Source organism: Rhodococcus sp. NPDC019050, assembly GCF_055664235.1.
Window position 1 is genome coordinate 384994 of sequence record NZ_JBVOON010000002.1, and the last position, 18386, is coordinate 403379.

An 18386-nucleotide genomic window follows, 5' to 3' on the forward strand; every position below is an offset into this window, starting at 1 on the left:
GCGTCACCGCACGGGCGGCGCGCGTGGAAGGATATCGGTGTGCTGCGTTGGATAACTGCTGGAGAATCCCATGGTCCCGCCCTCGTCGCGATGCTCGAGGGGATGATTTCCGCTGTCGAGGTGACATCGGACGACATCGCGGAGCAGCTCGCGCGCCGCCGGCTCGGTTACGGTCGCGGCGCCCGCATGAAGTTCGAGGCCGACAAGGTCACCATCATCGGGGGCGTCCGGCACGGACGCACGCTCGGCGGTCCGATCGCCATCGAGATCGGCAACACCGAATGGCCGAAGTGGGAAACCATCATGTCGGCCGACCCGGTCGCGCCGGAGTTGCTCGACGGCCAGGCGCGTAACGCGCCGCTCACGCGTCCCCGCCCCGGACATGCGGACTTCTCGGGCATGCTCAAGTATGGATTCGACGACGCCCGACCGGTGCTCGAACGCGCGAGTGCACGAGAAACGGCGGCGCGCGTCGCGGCCGGAACCGTGGCCCGCAACTTCCTCCGGCAGGCATTCGGCGCCGAGGTCGTCTCCCACGTGATCTCCATCGGGGCATCCGACCCGTACGTCGGACCGGAACCCGGTGCCGACGACCTCGCGGCGATCGACGCGAGCCCGGTGCGCGCGTTCGGCAAGGCCGCCGAAGAGTCGATGATCGCCGAGATCGAAGCCGCCAAGCGCGACGGCGACACCCTCGGCGGCATCGTCGAGGTCGTCGTCCACGGACTGCCCGTCGGGCTCGGCTCGTTCGTCAGTGGCGCCGACCGCCTCGACTCGCGACTTGCCGCGGCGCTCATGGGAATTCAGGCGATCAAGGGTGTCGAGGTCGGCGACGGGTTCGAGACCGCGCGGCGACGCGGCAGCGCCGCTCACGACGAGATGCGACCCGGCCCCGACGGTGTGCTCCGCTCCACCAACCGCGCAGGCGGTATCGAAGGCGGCATGACGAACGGCGAGACCCTGCGGGTCCGTGCCGCGATGAAGCCGATCTCGACCGTTCCCCGCGCACTGTCGACCGTGGACATGACCACCGGCGACGAGGCCGTCGCCATCCATCAGCGGTCCGACGTGTGCGCGGTGCCCGCTGCGGGCGTCGTGGCGGAAGCGATGGTCGCGCTCGTCGTCGCACAGGCCGCTCTCGAAAAGTTCGGCGGCGACTCGCTTCCCGAAACGGTGAGCAACATCGACCACTACCTGAAAGGTATTGCGGCGCGTCCGCCGCGGTAGAGGTATGGCGCCGCGCGCAGTACTCATCGGTCCGCCCGGGGCGGGCAAGTCGACCATCGGCCGGCGAGTCGCCCAGGCGCTCGAACTGTCGTTGCTCGACACCGACGCGGAGATCGAGCGGACCACGGGGCGCACCATCCCGGAGATCTTCGAGCAGGACGGCGAACCGGTGTTCCGCGAGATCGAAGAACGCGTGGTCGCCGAGGCGCTGGACCGGCACGACGGGATCGTCTCGCTCGGCGGCGGGGCCATCCTGTCGGACCGGACGCGACAGCGTCTGGCCGGGCACAACGTCGTCTACCTCGAACTCAGTGTCGCCGAGGGACTGCGGCGCACGGGTAACAACACTTCGCGGCCCTTGCTCAACGGGGGAGACCCCGCCCAGAAATACCGCGACCTGATGCGTCGCCGCCGCCCCTTGTATCGGCAGTCGGCGACCATCCGGGTGCGGACCGACGGCCGCAGCCCCGGCCGTGTCGTCCAGCAGGTCCTTGCCAAACTCGGTGCGGTGGAAGACGCCGCCGCCGTTCAGACCTCTCCAGAGAATCGGAGCACCACACCGTGACCGAACCGGTACGCATCGATGTCAACACCGCCGATCCCTATCCCGTCGTCATCGGACGGGGCCTCCTGGGCGACCTCGTCGAGGCGCTGTCCGGCACCCGGACCGTCGCGATTTTCCACCAGCCCACGCTCACGGCGACCGCGGAGGCGGTGCGGGAGGCGCTCGCCGACACCGGGATCGACGCCCACCGCATCGAAATCCCCGACGCGGAGGACGGCAAGGAACTTGCCGTCGCGGGGTTCTGCTGGGAAGTGCTCGGCAGGATCGGCCTGACGCGCTCCGACGCGATCATCAGTCTCGGTGGTGGCGCCGCCACCGATCTCGCGGGGTTCGTCGCCGCGACCTGGATGCGGGGAGTGCGGGTCTATCACGTTCCGACCACCCTGCTGGCGATGGTCGACGCAGCCGTGGGCGGCAAGACCGGCATCAACACCGAGGCGGGCAAGAACCTCGTCGGGGCCTTCCACGAACCGTCCGCCGTGTTCGTCGATCTCGCGACGCTCGAAACGGTGCCGCGCAACGAGATCATCGCCGGTCTCGCGGAGGTCATCAAGACCGGATTCATCGCGGACCCGGTCATCCTCGACCTCATCGAGGCCGATCCGGCGGCCGCCCTCGATCCGCAGGGCGACGTGCTGCCCGAGCTGATCCGTCGGTCCGTGGAGGTCAAGGCGAAGGTCGTCGCCGCCGACCTCAAGGAATCGAACCTGCGCGAAATCCTCAACTACGGGCACACTCTCGGCCACGCGATCGAGCGCCGCGAGCGGTACCGCTGGCGTCACGGTGCGGCCGTGTCGGTGGGTCTGGTGTTCGCGGCGGAACTCGGTCGGCTCGCGGGTCGGCTCGACGACGCCACTGCGGACCGTCATCGCGCGATCCTCGAATCCGTGGGCCTGCCCACCACATACGCTCCGGACGCCTTCGCCGATCTTCTCAAGGGAATGCAGAGCGACAAGAAGAACCGTGCGGGGTTGCTGCGCTTCGTCGTGCTCGACGGCCTCGCGAAGCCGGGCCGGCTCGAAGGACCGGATCCGGCGCTGCTGGCGGCCGCATATTCCGAGGTCGCGAGCCAGGGTTCTGCGGACGCGGGCACCGTTCTGCTGTAGCGGTTCTGCGTCCGGCGGGACCGGGTGACAGGATCGTGTCATGAAACGTGAAGTCGCCTCCGTACTCGAGTTCGAAGTTACCGAAGCCACCCGGGTCGAGATGAAGATCGCCGTCGCGAACCCGGGCGACGCCGAGGTTCGTGAGTCGATGCGCGTGGTCCACAACGACGACGAGATCACGCCGCGCGAGATCGTGGTCGAGCACGGCACCCGTATCCACATGCTCGACTGTGCACCCGGCAAGGTGAAGGTCGAATACTCGGCGACGGTGCACGGTTCGTTTCCGGTCACACCGGTCACCGACGCCGACCTGTCGATGTACCTGCGTCCGAGCCGATACGCGGAAGCGGACAGGTTCTTCGGTTTCGCGGCGTCGCGTTTCGGGTCCCCGGAACCGGACGCCGAGACGCTCGCGCGGATCGTCGAGTTCGTCGAGCAGCACCTGGTGTACACGCCGGGAACCAGTCGCGGCACGGACAGCGCCACCGACACGCTGCTCACCGGTGCCGGAGTGTGCCGCGACTACGCGCATCTGACGATCGCGCTGTTGCGGGCGGTGAACATTCCTGCACGCCTGGTCTCCGTCTTCGCTCCCGGCTGCAGCCCGATGGATTTCCATGCCGTCACCGAGGCGTACGTCGACGGTGCCTGGCACGTGGTGGACCCGACACGGCTGGCCCCGCGCTCGTCCCTCGTGCGGATCGCCACCGGCCGGGACGCCGCCGACACGGCGTTCCTCGACAACCACGGTGGCAGTCTCACCTTGAGGAGTTCGAGAGTGACCGCTGTCGTCGTCGGCGACCTGCCGGTCGACGACTACGCGTCGCAGATCTCGCTCGGCTGAGGTCCCGCTCGGCTGGGCTCTCGTTCAGCCGAGCGGAGCCCAGGACGGATTGCGGCCGGTGAGACCGAGCAACCTGTGCATGGCGGGTGCGTCGCTCGGTACCGCGACCGCGGGCCCGAAAAGCCCGCCCTCCGTTCGCTGTTCGGCGGACACGGATTCGGCGAACGCCATGCACGCCGCGATCTCCGTCGGCGCGCACCCGTAGGGCTGGCCGGTGGCGGCGGCGAGATCCCAGCCGTGCACGACCAGTTCGTCGAGTGCGACGAGTCCGGCGATGTCACCCGGGAGATCGATGCCGCCGGCGCGGGTCGTGCCCGTCCACGCGCCGGGATCACGCCACGCATCGGCGAGGTCGTCGAGCAGTCCCGGAGCACCCGAGCGCCAATCACCCCGACCCGGCCCTGTGGAGGGCAATGGCGGGTTCGCAGAGGTGACTTCGCCCAGCTCCTTGCGGGCCGCCGAGGTGAAGGCGACTGTCAGGCCGAGTACGTGATCGACGAGGGCCCCGACATCCGCCCCGGTACATGGTGTGGGCGCCGTCAGATGCTCGTCGCCGATCCCGGCGAGAACTCGCTCCATCCGGCGGGTCGCGGTGGACAGATCCGGCATGTCGGTCATCGGTGGCTCCTTGGTACGAGGGTTCACCTGTATCGACCGGCAGCGTGCCGGGAACTCAGCGCGGATCGGTCCGCGAGCGGTTCAGGAACTCGAGGACCCGGTCGGTCTGCCCGAGGATCGCGTGACCGGCCTCGGGCAGAACCTGCACGTCCGCGCCGGGGAAGCAGCGCTGCGCGCGCTCCGCGGTCTCGCCCGAATCGAACATGACGTCCCGCGTGCCCACGATCACCAGGACCGGTGCGGTCACGGTTCCGAGCGCGTCGTCCGGAAACACCGGGAGTTTTTCCGTCCGGGGCCGGAATGCTCCGAACGTGTGTGCCACGTCGTCGAGCACGGGGGCGGCTTCGGGGCCGGTCAGTCCCGTGACCCGCGCGACGGCGCGCCGGCGGCCCCACCGCCCGAAGGGCAGCGTCGCCATTGCGGGCAGTGTGCGCAGGGGCGTCTGCCGGCCGATGCCGCCGGGGCAGAGCAGGACGAGGCGTGTCACGCGTGCGGGGCGCCGGATCGCGTAGTCCAGGGCGCTCCATCCGCCGAGCGACATGCCGGCCAGTGCACATGTGGTGACACCCAGTCCGTCGAGTACCTGATCGAGCCACCGGGCGGGCTCGTCGGTGTCCAGGCGCGGCCGCGTCGGCGCGCTGAAGCCGGGTTCGCCGACCAGGTCGACGGCGTAGGTGCGGAAACTCCCTGCCCACGAGGCGATGTCACCGAGCCACGTCGAACTGTTCGCGCCGGCCCCGTGCAGCAACACGAGGGGCGGCGCATCGGACGGACCGGACGCCACCACGAAGGTCTCGCCTGCGTCGGTGGGGATGCGTCGGTGTTCGGAGGGGACCGGCCACGACTCGAGGTGCTGCCGATAGCGGTGCTGGATTTCCTGCGCGACGGTTGCGGACTTGTAGATGGAGTTCACGACTGGAGGATCCCTTCGATGTAGTCGAGTAGCCGGGCGGTGTCGGCGAGCCCACCGAGGACGACGACTTTCATGCGGCCGCGTTCCTCGTCGTAGACGGTGTCGATCCGCAGTCGCGGTCCGCCGCCACGGGTGCCCGCCGCGGCGGTCAGGACCGTGGTGAGGCGATGCGCGGTGTTCGGGTCCACGGCGTCGATCTCGACGATGCTCGAGACGTCGGCATGTCGTTGCCTCCGCACGGTTTCGCGGGGCGGTGCGGGAACCGCTCTGCCGGTGAACGCGTCGAGGTCGGTCTGCGCTATCCGGTACTGCTTGCCGATGCGCACCGCCGGCAGCTTTCCGTCGCGTACGTAGTTGCGCACGGTGCGGACATGCAGTCCGAGGCGTTCGGCGACCTGCTCGACGGAGAACAACGCTTCTTCCATAAAAGAACCGTACCGCTCCCTATTGTGATGTCAATAGGGAGCGATACGGTAATTTGAGGAATTGGAGGAGCGGGGCGATCAGGTGGTGAGTACCAGGAGGAATCCGCCGCCACCGGCGTTGATCCGTGTCGTGACCGACAGCCCCGGTGCGAGTCGCGACAACCGGTCCACGAGCCAGTCGCCGGCCTCGACCGCATCGGCCTTGCTCGGGCACCGGGCGACGGCGACCCGGCCACCCTTGCGCGTGAGTTGCTCGACCACACCGATGATCGGGGCGGGATCGACGACGAACAGCCGATCGGGCCACGGCACAACGGGCTTGACCGCGCCCTTCTTGGTGTTGCACGCGCGGTGGGCGAGTCGTTCCTGCCCGCCCTTGGCGCCCTTCTTCGCGGTCGTGATGCTGTCGACACTCGGGCCGCGCGGATCGTTGACCGACATGGCGGGATCCACCGGCTCGTCACACAGCCAGCAACGCCACCCGTCGCGTTCGCCCACTTCGTCCAGCTTGCTCATGGTGTCGACGCTACAGCGGGCGGAACCCTGGCTACGTATCTCTCGGGTCGAACGCTACCGGGAGGTTCAGCGCTCGGGGCGCGGTCCGTGCGGGTCCACAGCGGGGAACACCTCGGTCGGTGCGTCGTCGTTGCGCCACGCGGAGTCGGCGGCCGGTGCGCTCGCCACCGCCGCGGGTTCCGGCTGCTGCCGACGGGACGGCCGGTCGCCCGCGTCGGGCTCGGACTGGCCTCGGCCCGCGAGGAAACGACCTGCGGTAACCGCTGCCATCGCCGGCAGGAACACCAGCAGCACCGTGAAGGCCGCGCCCGAGGTCAGCTCGAAGAGCAGGGACTTCACGCCGATCGGAAGGTCGGTGAGCGTGTCGACGAGCCACGTCAGGAAACCGGCGACGAGTCCGGTGACCGCGCCCGCGGCGAGCCACCGCATCGTCAGGTCCTCCCCGTCGTCGGGGTCGGGGTAGGCCCGCCGGTCCCGGACACCGTCGATTCCGGCCCACACGATTGCCGCCAGAATGACGACGGCCAGGCCCATCCAGCGCAGGATCGAACCCTGCAACGGCCACTGCATGAGGGCGACACCGAGCAATGCGCGCACGATCACGTGGACGAGGGAAAGTCCCAGTCCGCGAACCAACCACGGTTTCATGTAGCCGAGGGTAACGGCTGTCGGCCGGAAAGTGTGTCTCGTCCCACACGTGCATGCGGGGTAAGTTGGTCGGATGCCTGCAGATCACGCCTCCCGTCGTCGCGCACTGCGTGCCCTGCTCGCCGAGCGCGACCTCGATGCCCTGCTCGTGACCGATCTTCTCAACATCCGGTATCTCACCGGATTCACCGGATCCAACGCCGCTCTGCTCGTCACCGCCGACGACGACGCGAACGAGGGTCGCACCGTGATCAGTACCGACGGCCGGTACGTCACCCAGGTCGCCGCACAGGTGCCCGATCTCCGTGCGGAGATCGCCCGTGCCTCCGCAGCACATCTCGTCGCGGCAGCGAGCACGAACCCCGCCACGTGGGGCTTCGAAAGCCACGTCGTCACCGTCGACGAACGCTTCCGCTGGGACGGGCTGGGAAGCGCCGCCCGGTTCGTCCCGTCGCCCGGCCTCGTCGAGGAACTGCGGATGGTCAAGGACGAGCACGAGGTGGGCCTGCTGCGCGAGGCCTGCGCGGTCGCCGATCGTGCGCTGGCCGATCTCGTCGCAGCGGGCGGGCTGCGTCCCGGGCGTACCGAGAAGGAAGTCGCGCGGGACCTCGAGTGGCGCATGTTCGAGCACGGTGCCGACGGCATCTCGTTCGAGACGATCGTCGCGGCGGGGGAGAACTCCGCGATTCCGCACCACCGCCCCACAGGCGCCGTGCTCGCCGACGGAGACTTCGTCAAACTCGACTTCGGTGCCCAGGTGGGCGGGTACCACTCCGACATGACCCGAACCCTGGTGCTGGGTCGCGCGGCGGACTGGCAACGCGATCTGTACGAGGTGGTGCTGTCGGCGCAGCGCGCCGGGCGCGAGGCGCTCGCACCGGGCGTGGAGTGCGCTGCCGTGGACGCCGCGGCGCGCGATGTCGTCGCCGCCGCGGGGCATGCGGATCTGTTTCTCCACGGCCTCGGTCACGGCGTCGGACTCGAGATCCATGAAGCGCCGGGAATCGGCGCAGCGGCGACCGGTACACTAGTCGCCGGTGCGGCGGTGACCGTCGAGCCGGGTGTGTACTTCTCGGGGCGCGGAGGCGTGCGGATCGAGGACACGCTCGTGGTGCGGGAGCAGACTCCGGAATTGCTCACGCTCACCGACAAGACATTGACCGTCGTTTGAGGCGGTTTTTCCCCGACTCTAGGAGACGCGAAGTAAGTGGCTGACACCAGTGATTTCAAGAACGGACTCGTTCTGAAGATCGACGGCCAGCTCTGGCAGATCATCGAGTTCCAGCACGTCAAGCCGGGCAAGGGCCCCGCCTTCGTGCGTACGAAGCTCAAGAATGTGACGTCGGGCAAGACCGTGGACAAGACCTGGAACGCCGGTGTCAAGGTCGAAACGGCGACGGTCGACCGCCGCGACATGACGTACCTGTACAACGACGGCACCGACTACGTGTTCATGGACTCGCAGACGTTCGACCAGATCTCGATCAGCCCCGAGCTGCTCGGCGATGCGGCGAAGTTCCTGCTCGAGAACATGGCCGTGCAGGTCGCGACGCACGACGACACCCCGCTGTTCGTCGAACTGCCCGTCACGATCGAGCTCGTCGTCAAGCACACCGACCCGGGCCTGCAGGGTGACCGCTCCACCGGCGGCACCAAGCCCGCGACCCTCGAGACCGGCGCCGAGATCCAGGTGCCGCTGTTCATCAACACCGGTGACAAGCTCAAGGTCGATTCCCGTGACGGCAACTACCTGGGGCGAGTGAACTCCTGAGTGTCCGGTACCCAGAAGAAGCTCGGGGCCCGTCACAAGGCCCGTAAGCGCGCTGTCGACCTGCTCTTCGAGGCAGAGGCACGTGACGTCCATCCCGTCGACCTCGCCGCCGACCGAGTCGAACTCGCCGTCGCCGACGACCAGGTCGCGCCGGTGCCGCCCTACGCGCAGACCATCATCAACGGTGTCGCCGACAACCTCGACGAGACCGATCGCGTCATCGCCGATCACCTGCACGAGTGGACACTCGATCGACTGCCCGCAGTCGACCGGGCGATCCTGCGCATCGCGGTGTGGGAACTCTTCCACGCCACCGATGTGCCGCCGGTCGTCGCGGTCGACGAAGCCGTCGAACTCGCCAAGCAGTTGTCGACCGACGATTCGCCGGCCTTCGTCAACGGTGTTCTCGGCCAGATCGTGACCGTTGCGGACCAGGTGCGCGCGGCTGCGGCGGCCACCCTGGTGCGGCCGCCCACCGAGGCACCCACCAAGGACTCCGACGAGTCCTGACCGGACCGTACCGGTTCCACTTCGTCGAGCGGGTTCCCGTGGGTGTCGTCCCATCGGAGCCCGCTCGCGTGCTTTCCCCGTGTTTTCCGTAGCCGGGGATGTCTCGACTTTCTGTGTTGCGCTTCACCCGCGCACCGCGCTTTCGGGCAGGTGCACGCTGATAGGCTCGACGACTGTCAGACATCCTTTAACGATCCGTCCAGTGAGGCGGAGAAGGAGGTCGCTGCATGACCGTGTCCGAGGACGGGTCCACAGCTTCTACCGATTCAGCGTCTTCTGCCAATTCGGCGCCCCCCACCGACGCACCCGCGCGTGAGCTTCTCTCCGCGGCGGATGTGCACCGCACCATCGCGCGAATCGCGCATCAGATCATCGAGAAGACCGCGCTCGACACCCCCGAGGAAGCGCGGCGGGTGGTCCTGCTGGGAATCCCCACCCGCGGCATCACGCTCGCGAACCGCATCGCCGACCGCGTCGAAGAGTTCTCCGGTGTCCGCGTACCCGTCGGCTCCCTCGACATCACCCTGTATCGCGACGACCTGCGTACCAAGCCGCACCGCCCGCTCGAACGCACGTCGGTACCCGACGGTGGCGTCGACAACACACTCGTCGTGCTCGTCGACGACGTCCTCTTCTCGGGCCGTTCCGTCCGCGCCGCCCTCGACGCGCTGCGCGACCTCGGCCGCCCGGAGGCAGTGCAACTCGCCGTGCTCGTCGACCGTGGCCACCGCGAACTCCCGTTGCGCGCCGACTACGTCGGCAAGAACGTGCCGACCGCGCGCAGCGAGGACGTCAGCGTGCTGCTCACCGAACAGGACGGCCGCGACGCCGTGGAGATCTCGGGAGGCAAGTCCCAGTGAAACACCTGCTCACCATCGCGGATCTGGACAAGGATTCCGCGACAGGGCTTCTCGACGAAGCCGAACGCTTCGAGCAGGCACTGCTCGGCCGTGAGGTCCGCAAGCTCCCGACGCTGCGCGGCCGCACCGTCATGACGGTGTTCTACGAGAACTCGACCCGCACCCGCGTCTCCTTCGAAGTTGCCGGCAAGTGGATGAGCGCGGACGTGATCAACGTCTCGGCGTCCAGTTCGTCGGTGCAGAAGGGCGAGTCGTTGCGCGATACCGCGCTGACACTGCACGCCGCCGGCGCGGACGCGCTGATCGTCCGCCACCCGGCCTCCGGGGCGGCCCACCGGATTGCGCAGTGGACCAACGAATCCGGCTCCGGCCCGGCCGTGATCAACGCCGGTGACGGAACACACGAACACCCGACCCAGGCCCTGCTCGACGCGCTCACCCTGCGTCAGCGGCTCGGCGGGATCGAAGGACGCCGCATCGCGATCGTCGGCGACGTGCTGCACAGCCGGGTCGCCCGGTCCAACGCCCTGCTGCTGAGCATGCTCGGCGCGGAGGTCGTGCTCGTCGCGCCGCGCACCCTGCTGCCGGTCGGCGTGGAGACCTGGCCGGTGCGTGTCGCGGATTCGCTCGACGCCGAACTGCCCGGTCTCGACGCGGTCCTGGTACTGCGTGTGCAGGCGGAACGGATGAACGGCGGGTTCTTCCCGTCGGCCCGCGAGTACTCCATCCGATACGGCCTCAGCGCCAAGCGCGCCGCGTTGCTCCCCGAGCATGCCGTGGTCCTGCACCCGGGGCCGATGCTGCGCGGTATGGAAATCGGGTTCCCGGTCGCCGATGCACCGCAGTCGGCAGTCCTGCAACAGGTCAGCAACGGTGTGCACGTGCGTATGGCGGTGCTCTTCCGGCTGCTCGTCGGTACAGAAGGAAGTCTGTCGTGAACGCGGCTTCGGAACCAACACAGGGAAGAGGAGATGCCCCGGTGACGCCGCAGGTGCTCATCCGCAACGTCCGGCTCTACGGCGAAGGGGATCCGGTCGACGTGCTGCTCGGCGACGAGCAGATCCTCGCCATCGGCTCCGGGCTCGAGGCCGCGGACGCGGAGGTCCTCGACGGCACCGGCCGCATCCTGCTGCCCGGTTTCGTCGACCTGCACACCCACCTGCGTGAGCCGGGTCGCGAAGACACCGAGACCATCGACTCGGGCTCCGCTGCGGCGGCCCGCGGCGGTTACACCGTGGTCTTCGCGATGGCCAACACCGATCCGGTAGCCGACTCCGCGGTCGTCACCGATCACGTGTGGCGTCGCGGCCAGGAAGTCGGGCTCGTCGACGTGCACCCGGTCGGGGCTGTGACCGTCGGACTCGAAGGCAAGCAACTCGCCGAGATGGGCACGATGGCCGCCGGTGTCGGCCAGGTCAAGATGTTCTCCGACGACGGCAAGTGTGTCTACGATCCGCTGCTCATGCGCCGCGCGCTGGAGTACTCGTCGTCACTCGGAGTGCTCATCGCTCAGCACGCCGAGGAGCCCAGGCTGACGGTCGGGGCGGTCGCGCACGAGGGTCCCACGGCCGCGCGCCTCGGTCTCGCCGGGTGGCCGCGCGCCGCCGAGGAGTCCATCGTCGCCCGTGACGCGCTGCTCGCTCGTGACGCCGGTGCCCGTGTGCACATCTGTCACGCGTCGACCGCCGGCACCGTATCGCTCGTGGAATGGGCTCGCGCACAGGGGATTTCGATCACCGCAGAGGTCACCCCGCACCACCTTCTGCTCGACGACTCCCGGCTCGAGACCTACGACGGCATCAATCGCGTCAACCCGCCGCTGCGGGAACGCTCCGATGTCGAGGCGCTGCGCCGCGGGCTCGCCTCCGGCGTGATCGACTGTGTCGCGACAGACCATGCACCGCACGCCGAGCAGGACAAGTGCTGCGAGTTCTCCCAGGCCCGCCCCGGAATGCTCGGCCTGGAAACAGCGTTGTCCATCGTGATCGAGACGATGGTGCGTCCCGGTCTGCTCGACTGGCGCGGCGTGGCGAAGGTGATGAGCGAGCGACCCGCGGAGATCGTCGGGCTCGACGACCAGGGACGCCCGCTCGAGGTGGGAGAACCCGCCAACGTGGTGCTCGTCGACCCCGACACCGAATGGACGGTGCACGGCCCCGACCTGGCGAGCATCGCAGAGAACACCCCGTACGAGGACATGACCTTGCCGGGACGGGTCACCGCGACAGTGCTTCGCGGCAGGATCACCGCGCGTGACGGCGCGGTGTACCCCCGGACCGACGGAAAGTAGGCAGACGAGATGGACCGGATAGTGCTCACCGTCGGATTCCTGGCGCTGTGGGTGGTGCTCGTACTGTTGATGTGGAAGGGCTGGCGCGGCCGGGCCCGACGACAGCAGGACGCCATCGGGGAACTGCCGGTGGTGCCCGCAGAACTGGGGGAGCGGCTCATCGAGCCGAGCACCGGTCTGTACGTCGGCAGCACGATCGCACCGAGTTGGCAGGACCGCGTGGCCGTGGGAGACCTGGGCTACCGGGCAAGCGCCGAACTGAGCCGGTACCGGACGGGAGTGCTCCTGGAACGGCACGGCGAGTCGCCGATCTGGATTCCCCAGGAGTCGATCCGGGCGATCCGGACCGAACGCGGCCTGGCGGGCAAGGTCATGACGAAGGACGGCGTGCTCGTGATCCGGTGGCAGCTGCCGTCGGGGACCGAGGTCGACACGGGCTTCCGTGGGGACGACAAGTCGATCTATCCGCAATGGACTCGGGAACAGACTCGGGACGAGAACGAAGAGTGACGATCACAACGACGATGACGATCACAGCGACGACGAACATGACGAACACGACACGCGAGATTTCCGCCCGTACGGCCGGTTCTGGTGCGGTCGAGAAGAACGGAGACAACGCATGAGCGGCGGAACATTCGGCGCCGGCACCGCGGTGCTGGTCCTCGAGGACGGACGCGTGTTCCGTGGCACGCCTTTCGGAGCGGTCGGACAGACCCTCGGTGAGGCCGTGTTCAGCACGGGCATGACCGGCTACCAGGAGACACTCACCGATCCCAGCTACCACCGTCAGATCGTGGTGGCCACGGCGCCGCAGATCGGCAACACCGGGTGGAACCACGAGGACAACGAGTCGGTAGGGCCCGACGGTGACTCCTCCGGGTCCAAGATCTGGGTGGCCGGATTCGTGGTGCGCGACCCCTCGCGACGCGTGTCCAGCTGGCGCGCGACCGGCTCGTTGCAGGACGAGCTGGCACGGCAGAACGTCGTCGGTCTCGCGGGCATCGACACCCGCGCCCTGGTGCGCCACCTCCGCACCCGCGGCTCGATGCGCGCCGGCGTCTTCTCCGGCGACGCGCTCGCCTGGAAGGGCGACGACCTCGACATCGACACGCTGCTCGACCGCGTCAAGAGCCAGCCGTCGATGCTCGGCGCGGATCTCGCCGGAGAAGTGAGCACCACCAGCGGATACGTGGTCGAACCCACCGGCGGCGACCCGCGCTTCACCGTCGCGGCGATCGACCTCGGCATCAAGACCAACACGCCGCGCATGTTCGCCGAACGCGGCATCCGCGTCCACGTGCTGCCCTCCAGCGCCACGCTCCACGACATCCTCGACCTGAAGGCCGACGGAGTGTTCCTCTCGAACGGCCCCGGTGACCCGGCGACCGCCGACGGAGCGGTGCACCTGACCAAGGAGGTGCTCGGCCAGGGACTGCCCCTGTTCGGCATCTGCTTCGGCAACCAGATCCTCGGCCGCGCGCTGGGCCTGAACACCTACAAGATGAAGTTCGGTCACCGCGGGATCAACATCCCCGTCGTCGAACACGAGACCGGTCGCATCGCCATCACGGCGCAGAACCACGGTTTCGCGCTCGAGGGTGAGGCCGGCCAGGAGTTCGACACTCCGTTCGGCCGCGCCGTGATCAGCCACACGTGCGCCAACGACGGTGCCGTCGAAGGCGTCAAGCTCGCCGACGGTTCCGCGTTCTCGGTGCAGTACCACCCGGAGGCCGCGGCGGGGCCGCACGACGCCTCCTACCTGTTCGACCGTTTCACCCGCATGCTCGAGGGAGAGAAGAACTGATGCCACGCCGTACCGATCTCTCCCACATCCTGGTCATCGGCTCCGGCCCGATCGTCATCGGTCAGGCCTGCGAGTTCGACTACTCCGGCACCCAGGCGTGCCGGGTCCTCCGCGAGGAGGGCATGCGCGTCTCGCTCGTCAACTCCAACCCGGCGACGATCATGACCGATCCGGAGTTCGCCGACGCGACCTACATCGAGCCCATCACCGCCGAATACGTCGAGAAGGTCATCGCCGCGGAAGCCGCGAACGGCACCCCGATCGACGCGGTGCTCGCGACGCTCGGTGGCCAGACCGCGCTGAATACCGCCGTCGCGCTGTCCGAGCAGGGCATCCTCGACAAGTACGACATCGAGCTGATCGGCGCCGACTTCGACGCGATCCAGCGCGGTGAGGACCGGCAGAAGTTCAAGGACATCGTCGCCAAGTGCGGTGGCGAATCCGCCCGCTCCGCCGTGTGTTACACGATGGACGAGGTCCGCGCGACCGTCGCCGAACTCGGGTACCCCGTCGTGGTCCGGCCGTCGTTCACCATGGGCGGGCTCGGCTCCGGCATGGCCTACAACGAAGCCGACCTCGAGCGCATCGCCGGTGGCGGTCTCGCCGCGTCGCCGACCGCGAACGTGCTCATCGAGGAGTCGATCCTCGGCTGGAAGGAATACGAGCTCGAGCTCATGCGCGACGGTCGCGACAACGTCGTGATCGTGTGCTCCATCGAGAACGTCGACCCGGTCGGTGTGCACACCGGTGACTCGATCACCGTGGCGCCGGCGATGACGCTGACCGACCGCGAGTACCAGAAGATGCGCGACCTCTCGATCGCCATCCTCCGCGAGGTGGGCGTCGAGACGGGTGGCTGCAACATCCAGTTCGCGATGGACCCGAGCGACGGCCGTCTGGTCGTCATCGAGATGAACCCTCGCGTGTCGCGGTCGTCGGCGCTCGCGTCGAAGGCGACGGGTTACCCGATCGCGAAGATGGCCGCCAAGCTCGCCATCGGCTACACGCTCGACGAGATCATCAACGACATCACCGGGGAAACGCCGGCGTGCTTCGAGCCGACGCTCGACTACGTCGTGGTCAAGGCGCCGCGCTTCGCATTCGAGAAGTTCCCGGGTGCCGACGGCACGCTCACCACCACCATGAAGTCGGTCGGTGAAGCGATGTCGATCGGCCGCAACTTCGCCGAGGCGTTCGGCAAGGTGCTGCGCTCGCTCGAAACCAAGCGCGCCGGTTTCTGGACCGGCCCGGAGGTCGAGGGCTCGCTCGACGAACTGCTGAAGGCGATCGAGACGCCCACCGACGGCCGGATCTACCAGGTCGCGCAGGCGTTCGAGCTCGGCGCGAGCCTCGAGCAGGTCTTCGACGCCACCAAGATCGACCCGTGGTTCCTCGAGGAGATCGCACAGATCGTCGGGTTGGGCGAGAAGGTTCGAAGCGCCGAGACGTTCGGCGCCGACGAACTCCGGTACGTCAAGCACCACGGCTTCTCCGACCGCCAGATCGCAGCACTGCGTCCGAACCAGTTCGCGGACGAGGACGCGGTCCGTGCGCTGCGCGGCGAGCTGGGTGTGCACCCGGTGTACAAGACGGTCGACACGTGCGCTGCCGAGTTCGAGGCGAAGACCCCGTACCACTACTCGACGTACGAGCTGGATCCGGGCGCGGAGACCGAGGTCTCGGCGCAGCCCGACCAGCCGAAGGTTCTCATCCTGGGTTCGGGTCCGAACCGCATCGGCCAGGGCATCGAGTTCGACTACTCGTGCGTGCACGCCGCGCTGACCCTGTCGGACGCCGGGTACGAGACCGTGATGGTCAACTGCAACCCCGAGACGGTGTCGACCGACTACGACACCGCCGACCGCCTGTACTTCGAGCCGCTCACGTTCGAGGACGTGCTCGAGGTGTACCGCGCCGAATGCGAGTCCGGCACGGTCGCCGGTGTCATCGTGCAACTCGGCGGCCAGACCCCGCTGGGTCTGGCGCGACGGCTGAAGGCTGCGGGAGTTCCGATAGTCGGCACCAGCCCCGAGGCGATCGATCTCGCCGAGGACCGTGGTGAGTTCGGCCGTGTCCTCGACGAGGCGGGGCTGCCCGCCGCGAAGTACGGCACCGCCACCACCTTCGAGGGCGCGCGCGACATCGCCGCCGAGATCGGCTACCCGGTGCTGGTGCGGCCGTCGTACGTCCTGGGCGGACGCGGCATGGAGATCGTCTACGACGAGAAGGCGCTCGAGAACTACATCTCCCGCGCCACGGAGATCTCCGACGACCGCCCCGTGCTCGTCGACCGCTTCCTCGACGACGCCGTCGAGATCGACGTCGACGCACTGTGCGACGGCACCGATGTCTACATCGGCGGGATCATGGAGCACATCGAGGAGGCCGGCATCCACTCCGGCGACTCCGCGTGCGCGCTGCCGCCGATCACCCTCGGCCGCTCCGACATCGAGAACGTTCGTCGTTCGACGGCTGCGCTCGCTGCCGGCATCGGCGTCAAGGGCCTGCTCAACGTGCAGTACGCGCTCAAGGACGACATCCTCTACGTCCTCGAGGCCAATCCCCGGGCGAGCCGCACCGTGCCGTTCGTGTCCAAGGCGACGGCCGTTCAGCTCGCGAAGGCGTGTGCTCGGGTGATGCTCGGCGAGTCCATCGCCGAACTTCGCGCCTCCGGAATCCTGCCCGCCGAGGGCGACGGCAGCGAGATCCCGCTGGATGCGCCGGTCGCGGTGAAGGAAGCGGTGCTGCCGTTCAACCGGTTCCGCCGCGCCGACGGAACCGGAATCGACACGCTGCTCAGCCCGGAGATGAAGTCCACCGGTGAGGTGATGGGCATCGACGACGATTTCGGTACGGCCTTCGCCAAGAGCCAGACCGCGGCGTACGGCTCGCTGCCCACCTCGGGCACCGTGTTCGTGTCGCTGGCGAACAAGGACAAGCGGTCGATGATCTTCCCGGTCAAGCACCTCGCCGACCTCGGGTTCCATATCGCCGCCACCGTCGGCACCGCAGAAGTGCTGCGCCGCAACGGTGTTCCTTGTGAGCACGTGTACAAGGTGTCCGAGGAGGAACGCCCCGAGGGTGCGCTCGACGTGGTCGACCGCATTCGTGCGGGCGACATCGCGATGGTGATCAACACGCCGTGGGGCAACTCCGGCCCGCGCGTCGACGGTTACGAGATCCGTAGTGCGGCAGTCGCGGCGAACATTCCGTGCATCACCACGGTGCAGGGTGCGTCGGCGGCCGTGCAGGGCATCGAGGCCGCGATCCGCGGGGACATCGGTGTCAGCTCCATCCAGCGGTTGCACGCGCGGATGCGTGGAGCCGTCGCCGCCGGACAGTCGTGAGCACTTTCGGTGAACGGCTCGCGGATGCACTCGCGAGCCGTGGACCGCTCTGTGTCGGCATCGATCCTCACCCTCAACTGCTCACCGCGTGGGGACTCGGTGCCGACACGGACGGCCTCGAGAAGTTCAGCGAGCTGTGCGTGGAGGCGTTCGACGGAGTCGTCGCCGTCGTCAAGCCCCAGGTCGCGTTCTTCGAGGCGTTCGGTTCGAAGGGTCTCGAAGTGCTCGAGCGCACCGTGGCCGTGCTGCGCGGTTCCGGGACCCTCGTGCTGGCCGATGCCAAGCGCGGTGACATCGGTTCCACAATGGATGCGTACGCGCGCACTTGGCTCGCTGACGGCTCGCCTCTGTGCTCGGACGCGGTGACGGTCTCTCCCTACCTGGGTTTCGGTGCCCTCGCTCCTGCGCTGGATCTGGGGGAGCGGACGGGCCGTGGGGTCTTCGTGCTGGCCGCGACCTCGAACCCGGAGGGCGGGCAGGTGCAGAATGCCCGGCTCGAGGACGGTCGCACCGTCGCCCAGGCGATGGTCGACGAGGCCGCCACGCGGAATGCCGGGGCCGGCCGTCTCGGTTCGGTGGGTGTCGTCGTCGGAGCAACGTTGTCCCAGGCGCCCGACCTGAGCGGGCTGAACGGCCCCGTCCTGATGCCGGGAGTGGGTGCGCAGGGGGGAACCGCCTCCGACGTCCGCCGCTTGGCAGCAGGGAATCTGAAGGCCGTGGTGCCCAACGTCTCGCGCGAGGTGCTGCGCGCGGGACCGTCCGTACCGGCGCTGCGTGACGCCGTCGCCCGCACGGTCGAGCAATTCGCGTTCCTGCAGGACTGAACGGTCCGAACGGTCGGGGACCGTACATGCGTGTGTACGGTCCTTGACCTGCGGATCCGCGCGCCGCGACACGCGGAACCGCGAGATTTTTTTCCGGGGTCCGCGACGAGGTTCC

Annotated in this window: 19 protein-coding genes; 14 read left to right on the forward strand and 5 right to left on the reverse strand. The window is 68.3% G+C overall.

From position 1 onward, the window contains the following. Positions 1–39 precede the first annotated feature (39 nt). Genes aroC through AC0B44_RS04430 form a run of 4 tightly spaced genes read left to right on the forward strand, consistent with a single transcriptional unit; the run spans position 40 to position 3742 of the window. The gene (gene aroC, locus AC0B44_RS04415) at positions 40–1227 is read left to right on the forward strand and encodes a chorismate synthase (RefSeq protein ID WP_471901697.1); all 1188 of its coding nucleotides are present in this window, start codon (positions 40–42) and stop codon (positions 1225–1227) included. A 4-nt stretch (positions 1228–1231) separates the two neighbouring features. Beyond that, a complete protein-coding gene (locus tag AC0B44_RS04420; protein ID WP_471901698.1) occupies positions 1232–1792 on the forward strand; it encodes a shikimate kinase in 561 nt (186 codons plus the stop codon). Beyond that, on the forward strand, positions 1789–2898 hold the full coding sequence (gene aroB, locus AC0B44_RS04425; RefSeq protein WP_471901699.1) for a 3-dehydroquinate synthase: 1110 nt from the start codon (positions 1789–1791) through the stop codon (positions 2896–2898). The genes AC0B44_RS04420 and aroB overlap by 4 nt, the downstream gene beginning before the upstream one ends. A 40-nt stretch (positions 2899–2938) precedes the next feature. Further along, positions 2939–3742, forward strand: coding sequence for a transglutaminase-like domain-containing protein (locus AC0B44_RS04430; RefSeq protein WP_471901700.1), 804 nt, complete (start codon positions 2939–2941; stop codon positions 3740–3742). Positions 3743–3766: 24 nt separating this feature from the next. Here AC0B44_RS04430 and AC0B44_RS04435 read toward each other — a convergent pair whose 3' ends face one another. The 5 genes from AC0B44_RS04435 to AC0B44_RS04455 form a co-directional block, all read right to left on the reverse strand. Continuing rightward, complete coding sequence (locus AC0B44_RS04435; RefSeq protein WP_471901701.1) at positions 3767–4360, reverse strand: TIGR03086 family metal-binding protein; 594 nt, start codon at positions 4358–4360, stop codon at positions 3767–3769. Between the two features lie 55 nt (positions 4361–4415). Continuing rightward, positions 4416–5273, reverse strand: coding sequence for an alpha/beta fold hydrolase (locus AC0B44_RS04440; protein WP_471901702.1), 858 nt, complete (start codon positions 5271–5273; stop codon positions 4416–4418). Continuing rightward, positions 5270–5698 (reverse strand): helix-turn-helix domain-containing protein, encoded by a 429-nt coding sequence (locus AC0B44_RS04445; RefSeq protein WP_471901703.1) that lies wholly within the window; start codon positions 5696–5698, stop codon positions 5270–5272. The genes AC0B44_RS04440 and AC0B44_RS04445 overlap by 4 nt, the downstream gene beginning before the upstream one ends. A 78-nt stretch (positions 5699–5776) precedes the next feature. After that, positions 5777–6214: a hypothetical protein gene (locus AC0B44_RS04450; protein ID WP_471901704.1), complete on the reverse strand. Its 438-nt coding sequence runs from the start codon at positions 6212–6214 to the stop codon at positions 5777–5779. Positions 6215–6280: 66 nt separating this feature from the next. Continuing rightward, a complete protein-coding gene (locus AC0B44_RS04455) occupies positions 6281–6862 on the reverse strand; it encodes a B-4DMT family transporter (RefSeq protein WP_471901705.1) in 582 nt (193 codons plus the stop codon). A gap of 73 nt (positions 6863–6935) precedes the next feature. Here AC0B44_RS04455 and AC0B44_RS04460 point away from each other — a divergent pair, with 73 nt between their 5' ends. The 10 genes from AC0B44_RS04460 to pyrF all read left to right on the forward strand — a co-directional run bounded on the left by AC0B44_RS04460 (position 6936) and on the right by pyrF (position 18271). Then, the gene (locus AC0B44_RS04460) at positions 6936–8033 is read left to right on the forward strand and encodes a M24 family metallopeptidase (RefSeq protein ID WP_471901706.1); all 1098 of its coding nucleotides are present in this window, start codon (positions 6936–6938) and stop codon (positions 8031–8033) included. A gap of 36 nt (positions 8034–8069) precedes the next feature. Beyond that, the gene (gene efp, locus AC0B44_RS04465; RefSeq protein WP_471901707.1) at positions 8070–8633 is read left to right on the forward strand and encodes an elongation factor P; all 564 of its coding nucleotides are present in this window, start codon (positions 8070–8072) and stop codon (positions 8631–8633) included. After that, the gene (gene nusB / locus AC0B44_RS04470; RefSeq protein WP_471901708.1) at positions 8634–9143 is read left to right on the forward strand and encodes a transcription antitermination factor NusB; all 510 of its coding nucleotides are present in this window, start codon (positions 8634–8636) and stop codon (positions 9141–9143) included. It begins immediately after the preceding gene. 227 nt (positions 9144–9370) lie between these two features. Beyond that, positions 9371–10003: a bifunctional pyr operon transcriptional regulator/uracil phosphoribosyltransferase PyrR gene (gene pyrR, locus AC0B44_RS04475; protein ID WP_471901709.1), complete on the forward strand. Its 633-nt coding sequence runs from the start codon at positions 9371–9373 to the stop codon at positions 10001–10003. Then, positions 10000–10941 carry an aspartate carbamoyltransferase catalytic subunit gene (locus AC0B44_RS04480; protein ID WP_471901710.1) on the forward strand — a complete coding sequence of 314 codons (942 nt, stop codon included), beginning with the start codon at positions 10000–10002 and terminating at the stop codon, positions 10939–10941. Before pyrR ends, AC0B44_RS04480 begins: the two co-directional genes overlap by 4 nt. Before the next feature lie 41 nt (positions 10942–10982). Continuing rightward, on the forward strand, positions 10983–12293 hold the full coding sequence (locus AC0B44_RS04485; protein WP_471901711.1) for a dihydroorotase: 1311 nt from the start codon (positions 10983–10985) through the stop codon (positions 12291–12293). Positions 12294–12302: 9 nt separating this feature from the next. Then, the gene (locus AC0B44_RS04490) at positions 12303–12803 is read left to right on the forward strand and encodes a PH-like domain-containing protein (RefSeq protein ID WP_471901712.1); all 501 of its coding nucleotides are present in this window, start codon (positions 12303–12305) and stop codon (positions 12801–12803) included. A 112-nt stretch (positions 12804–12915) separates the two neighbouring features. After that, positions 12916–14100 (forward strand): glutamine-hydrolyzing carbamoyl-phosphate synthase small subunit, encoded by a 1185-nt coding sequence (gene carA, locus AC0B44_RS04495; protein ID WP_471901713.1) that lies wholly within the window; start codon positions 12916–12918, stop codon positions 14098–14100. Beyond that, positions 14100–17447 (forward strand): carbamoyl-phosphate synthase large subunit, encoded by a 3348-nt coding sequence (carB, locus tag AC0B44_RS04500; protein WP_471901714.1) that lies wholly within the window; start codon positions 14100–14102, stop codon positions 17445–17447. The genes carA and carB overlap by 1 nt, the downstream gene beginning before the upstream one ends. After that, on the forward strand, positions 17444–18271 hold the full coding sequence (gene pyrF / locus AC0B44_RS04505; RefSeq protein WP_471901715.1) for an orotidine-5'-phosphate decarboxylase: 828 nt from the start codon (positions 17444–17446) through the stop codon (positions 18269–18271). Before carB ends, pyrF begins: the two co-directional genes overlap by 4 nt. The last annotated feature ends 115 nt before the right edge of the window (positions 18272–18386 follow it).

What these genes read in the sequence shown, in the direction of transcription:
- AC0B44_RS04420 (WP_471901698.1), top strand. Translation starts at nt 1,232, where the DNA reads ATGGCGCCGCGCGCAGTACTCATCGGTCCGCCCGGGGCGGGCAAGTCG.
- AC0B44_RS04430 (WP_471901700.1), top strand. Translation starts at nt 2,939, where the DNA reads ATGAAACGTGAAGTCGCCTCCGTACTCGAGTTCGAAGTTACCGAAGCC.
- AC0B44_RS04435 (WP_471901701.1), bottom strand. Translation starts at nt 4,360, where the DNA reads ATGACCGACATGCCGGATCTGTCCACCGCGACCCGCCGGATGGAGCGA.
- AC0B44_RS04445 (WP_471901703.1), bottom strand. Translation starts at nt 5,698, where the DNA reads ATGGAAGAAGCGTTGTTCTCCGTCGAGCAGGTCGCCGAACGCCTCGGA.
- AC0B44_RS04450 (WP_471901704.1), bottom strand. Translation starts at nt 6,214, where the DNA reads ATGAGCAAGCTGGACGAAGTGGGCGAACGCGACGGGTGGCGTTGCTGG.
- AC0B44_RS04455 (WP_471901705.1), bottom strand. Translation starts at nt 6,862, where the DNA reads ATGAAACCGTGGTTGGTTCGCGGACTGGGACTTTCCCTCGTCCACGTG.
- AC0B44_RS04460 (WP_471901706.1), top strand. Translation starts at nt 6,936, where the DNA reads ATGCCTGCAGATCACGCCTCCCGTCGTCGCGCACTGCGTGCCCTGCTC.
- pyrR (WP_471901709.1), top strand. Translation starts at nt 9,371, where the DNA reads ATGACCGTGTCCGAGGACGGGTCCACAGCTTCTACCGATTCAGCGTCT.
- AC0B44_RS04490 (WP_471901712.1), top strand. Translation starts at nt 12,303, where the DNA reads ATGGACCGGATAGTGCTCACCGTCGGATTCCTGGCGCTGTGGGTGGTG.
- carA (WP_471901713.1), top strand. Translation starts at nt 12,916, where the DNA reads ATGAGCGGCGGAACATTCGGCGCCGGCACCGCGGTGCTGGTCCTCGAG.
- carB (WP_471901714.1), top strand. Translation starts at nt 14,100, where the DNA reads ATGCCACGCCGTACCGATCTCTCCCACATCCTGGTCATCGGCTCCGGC.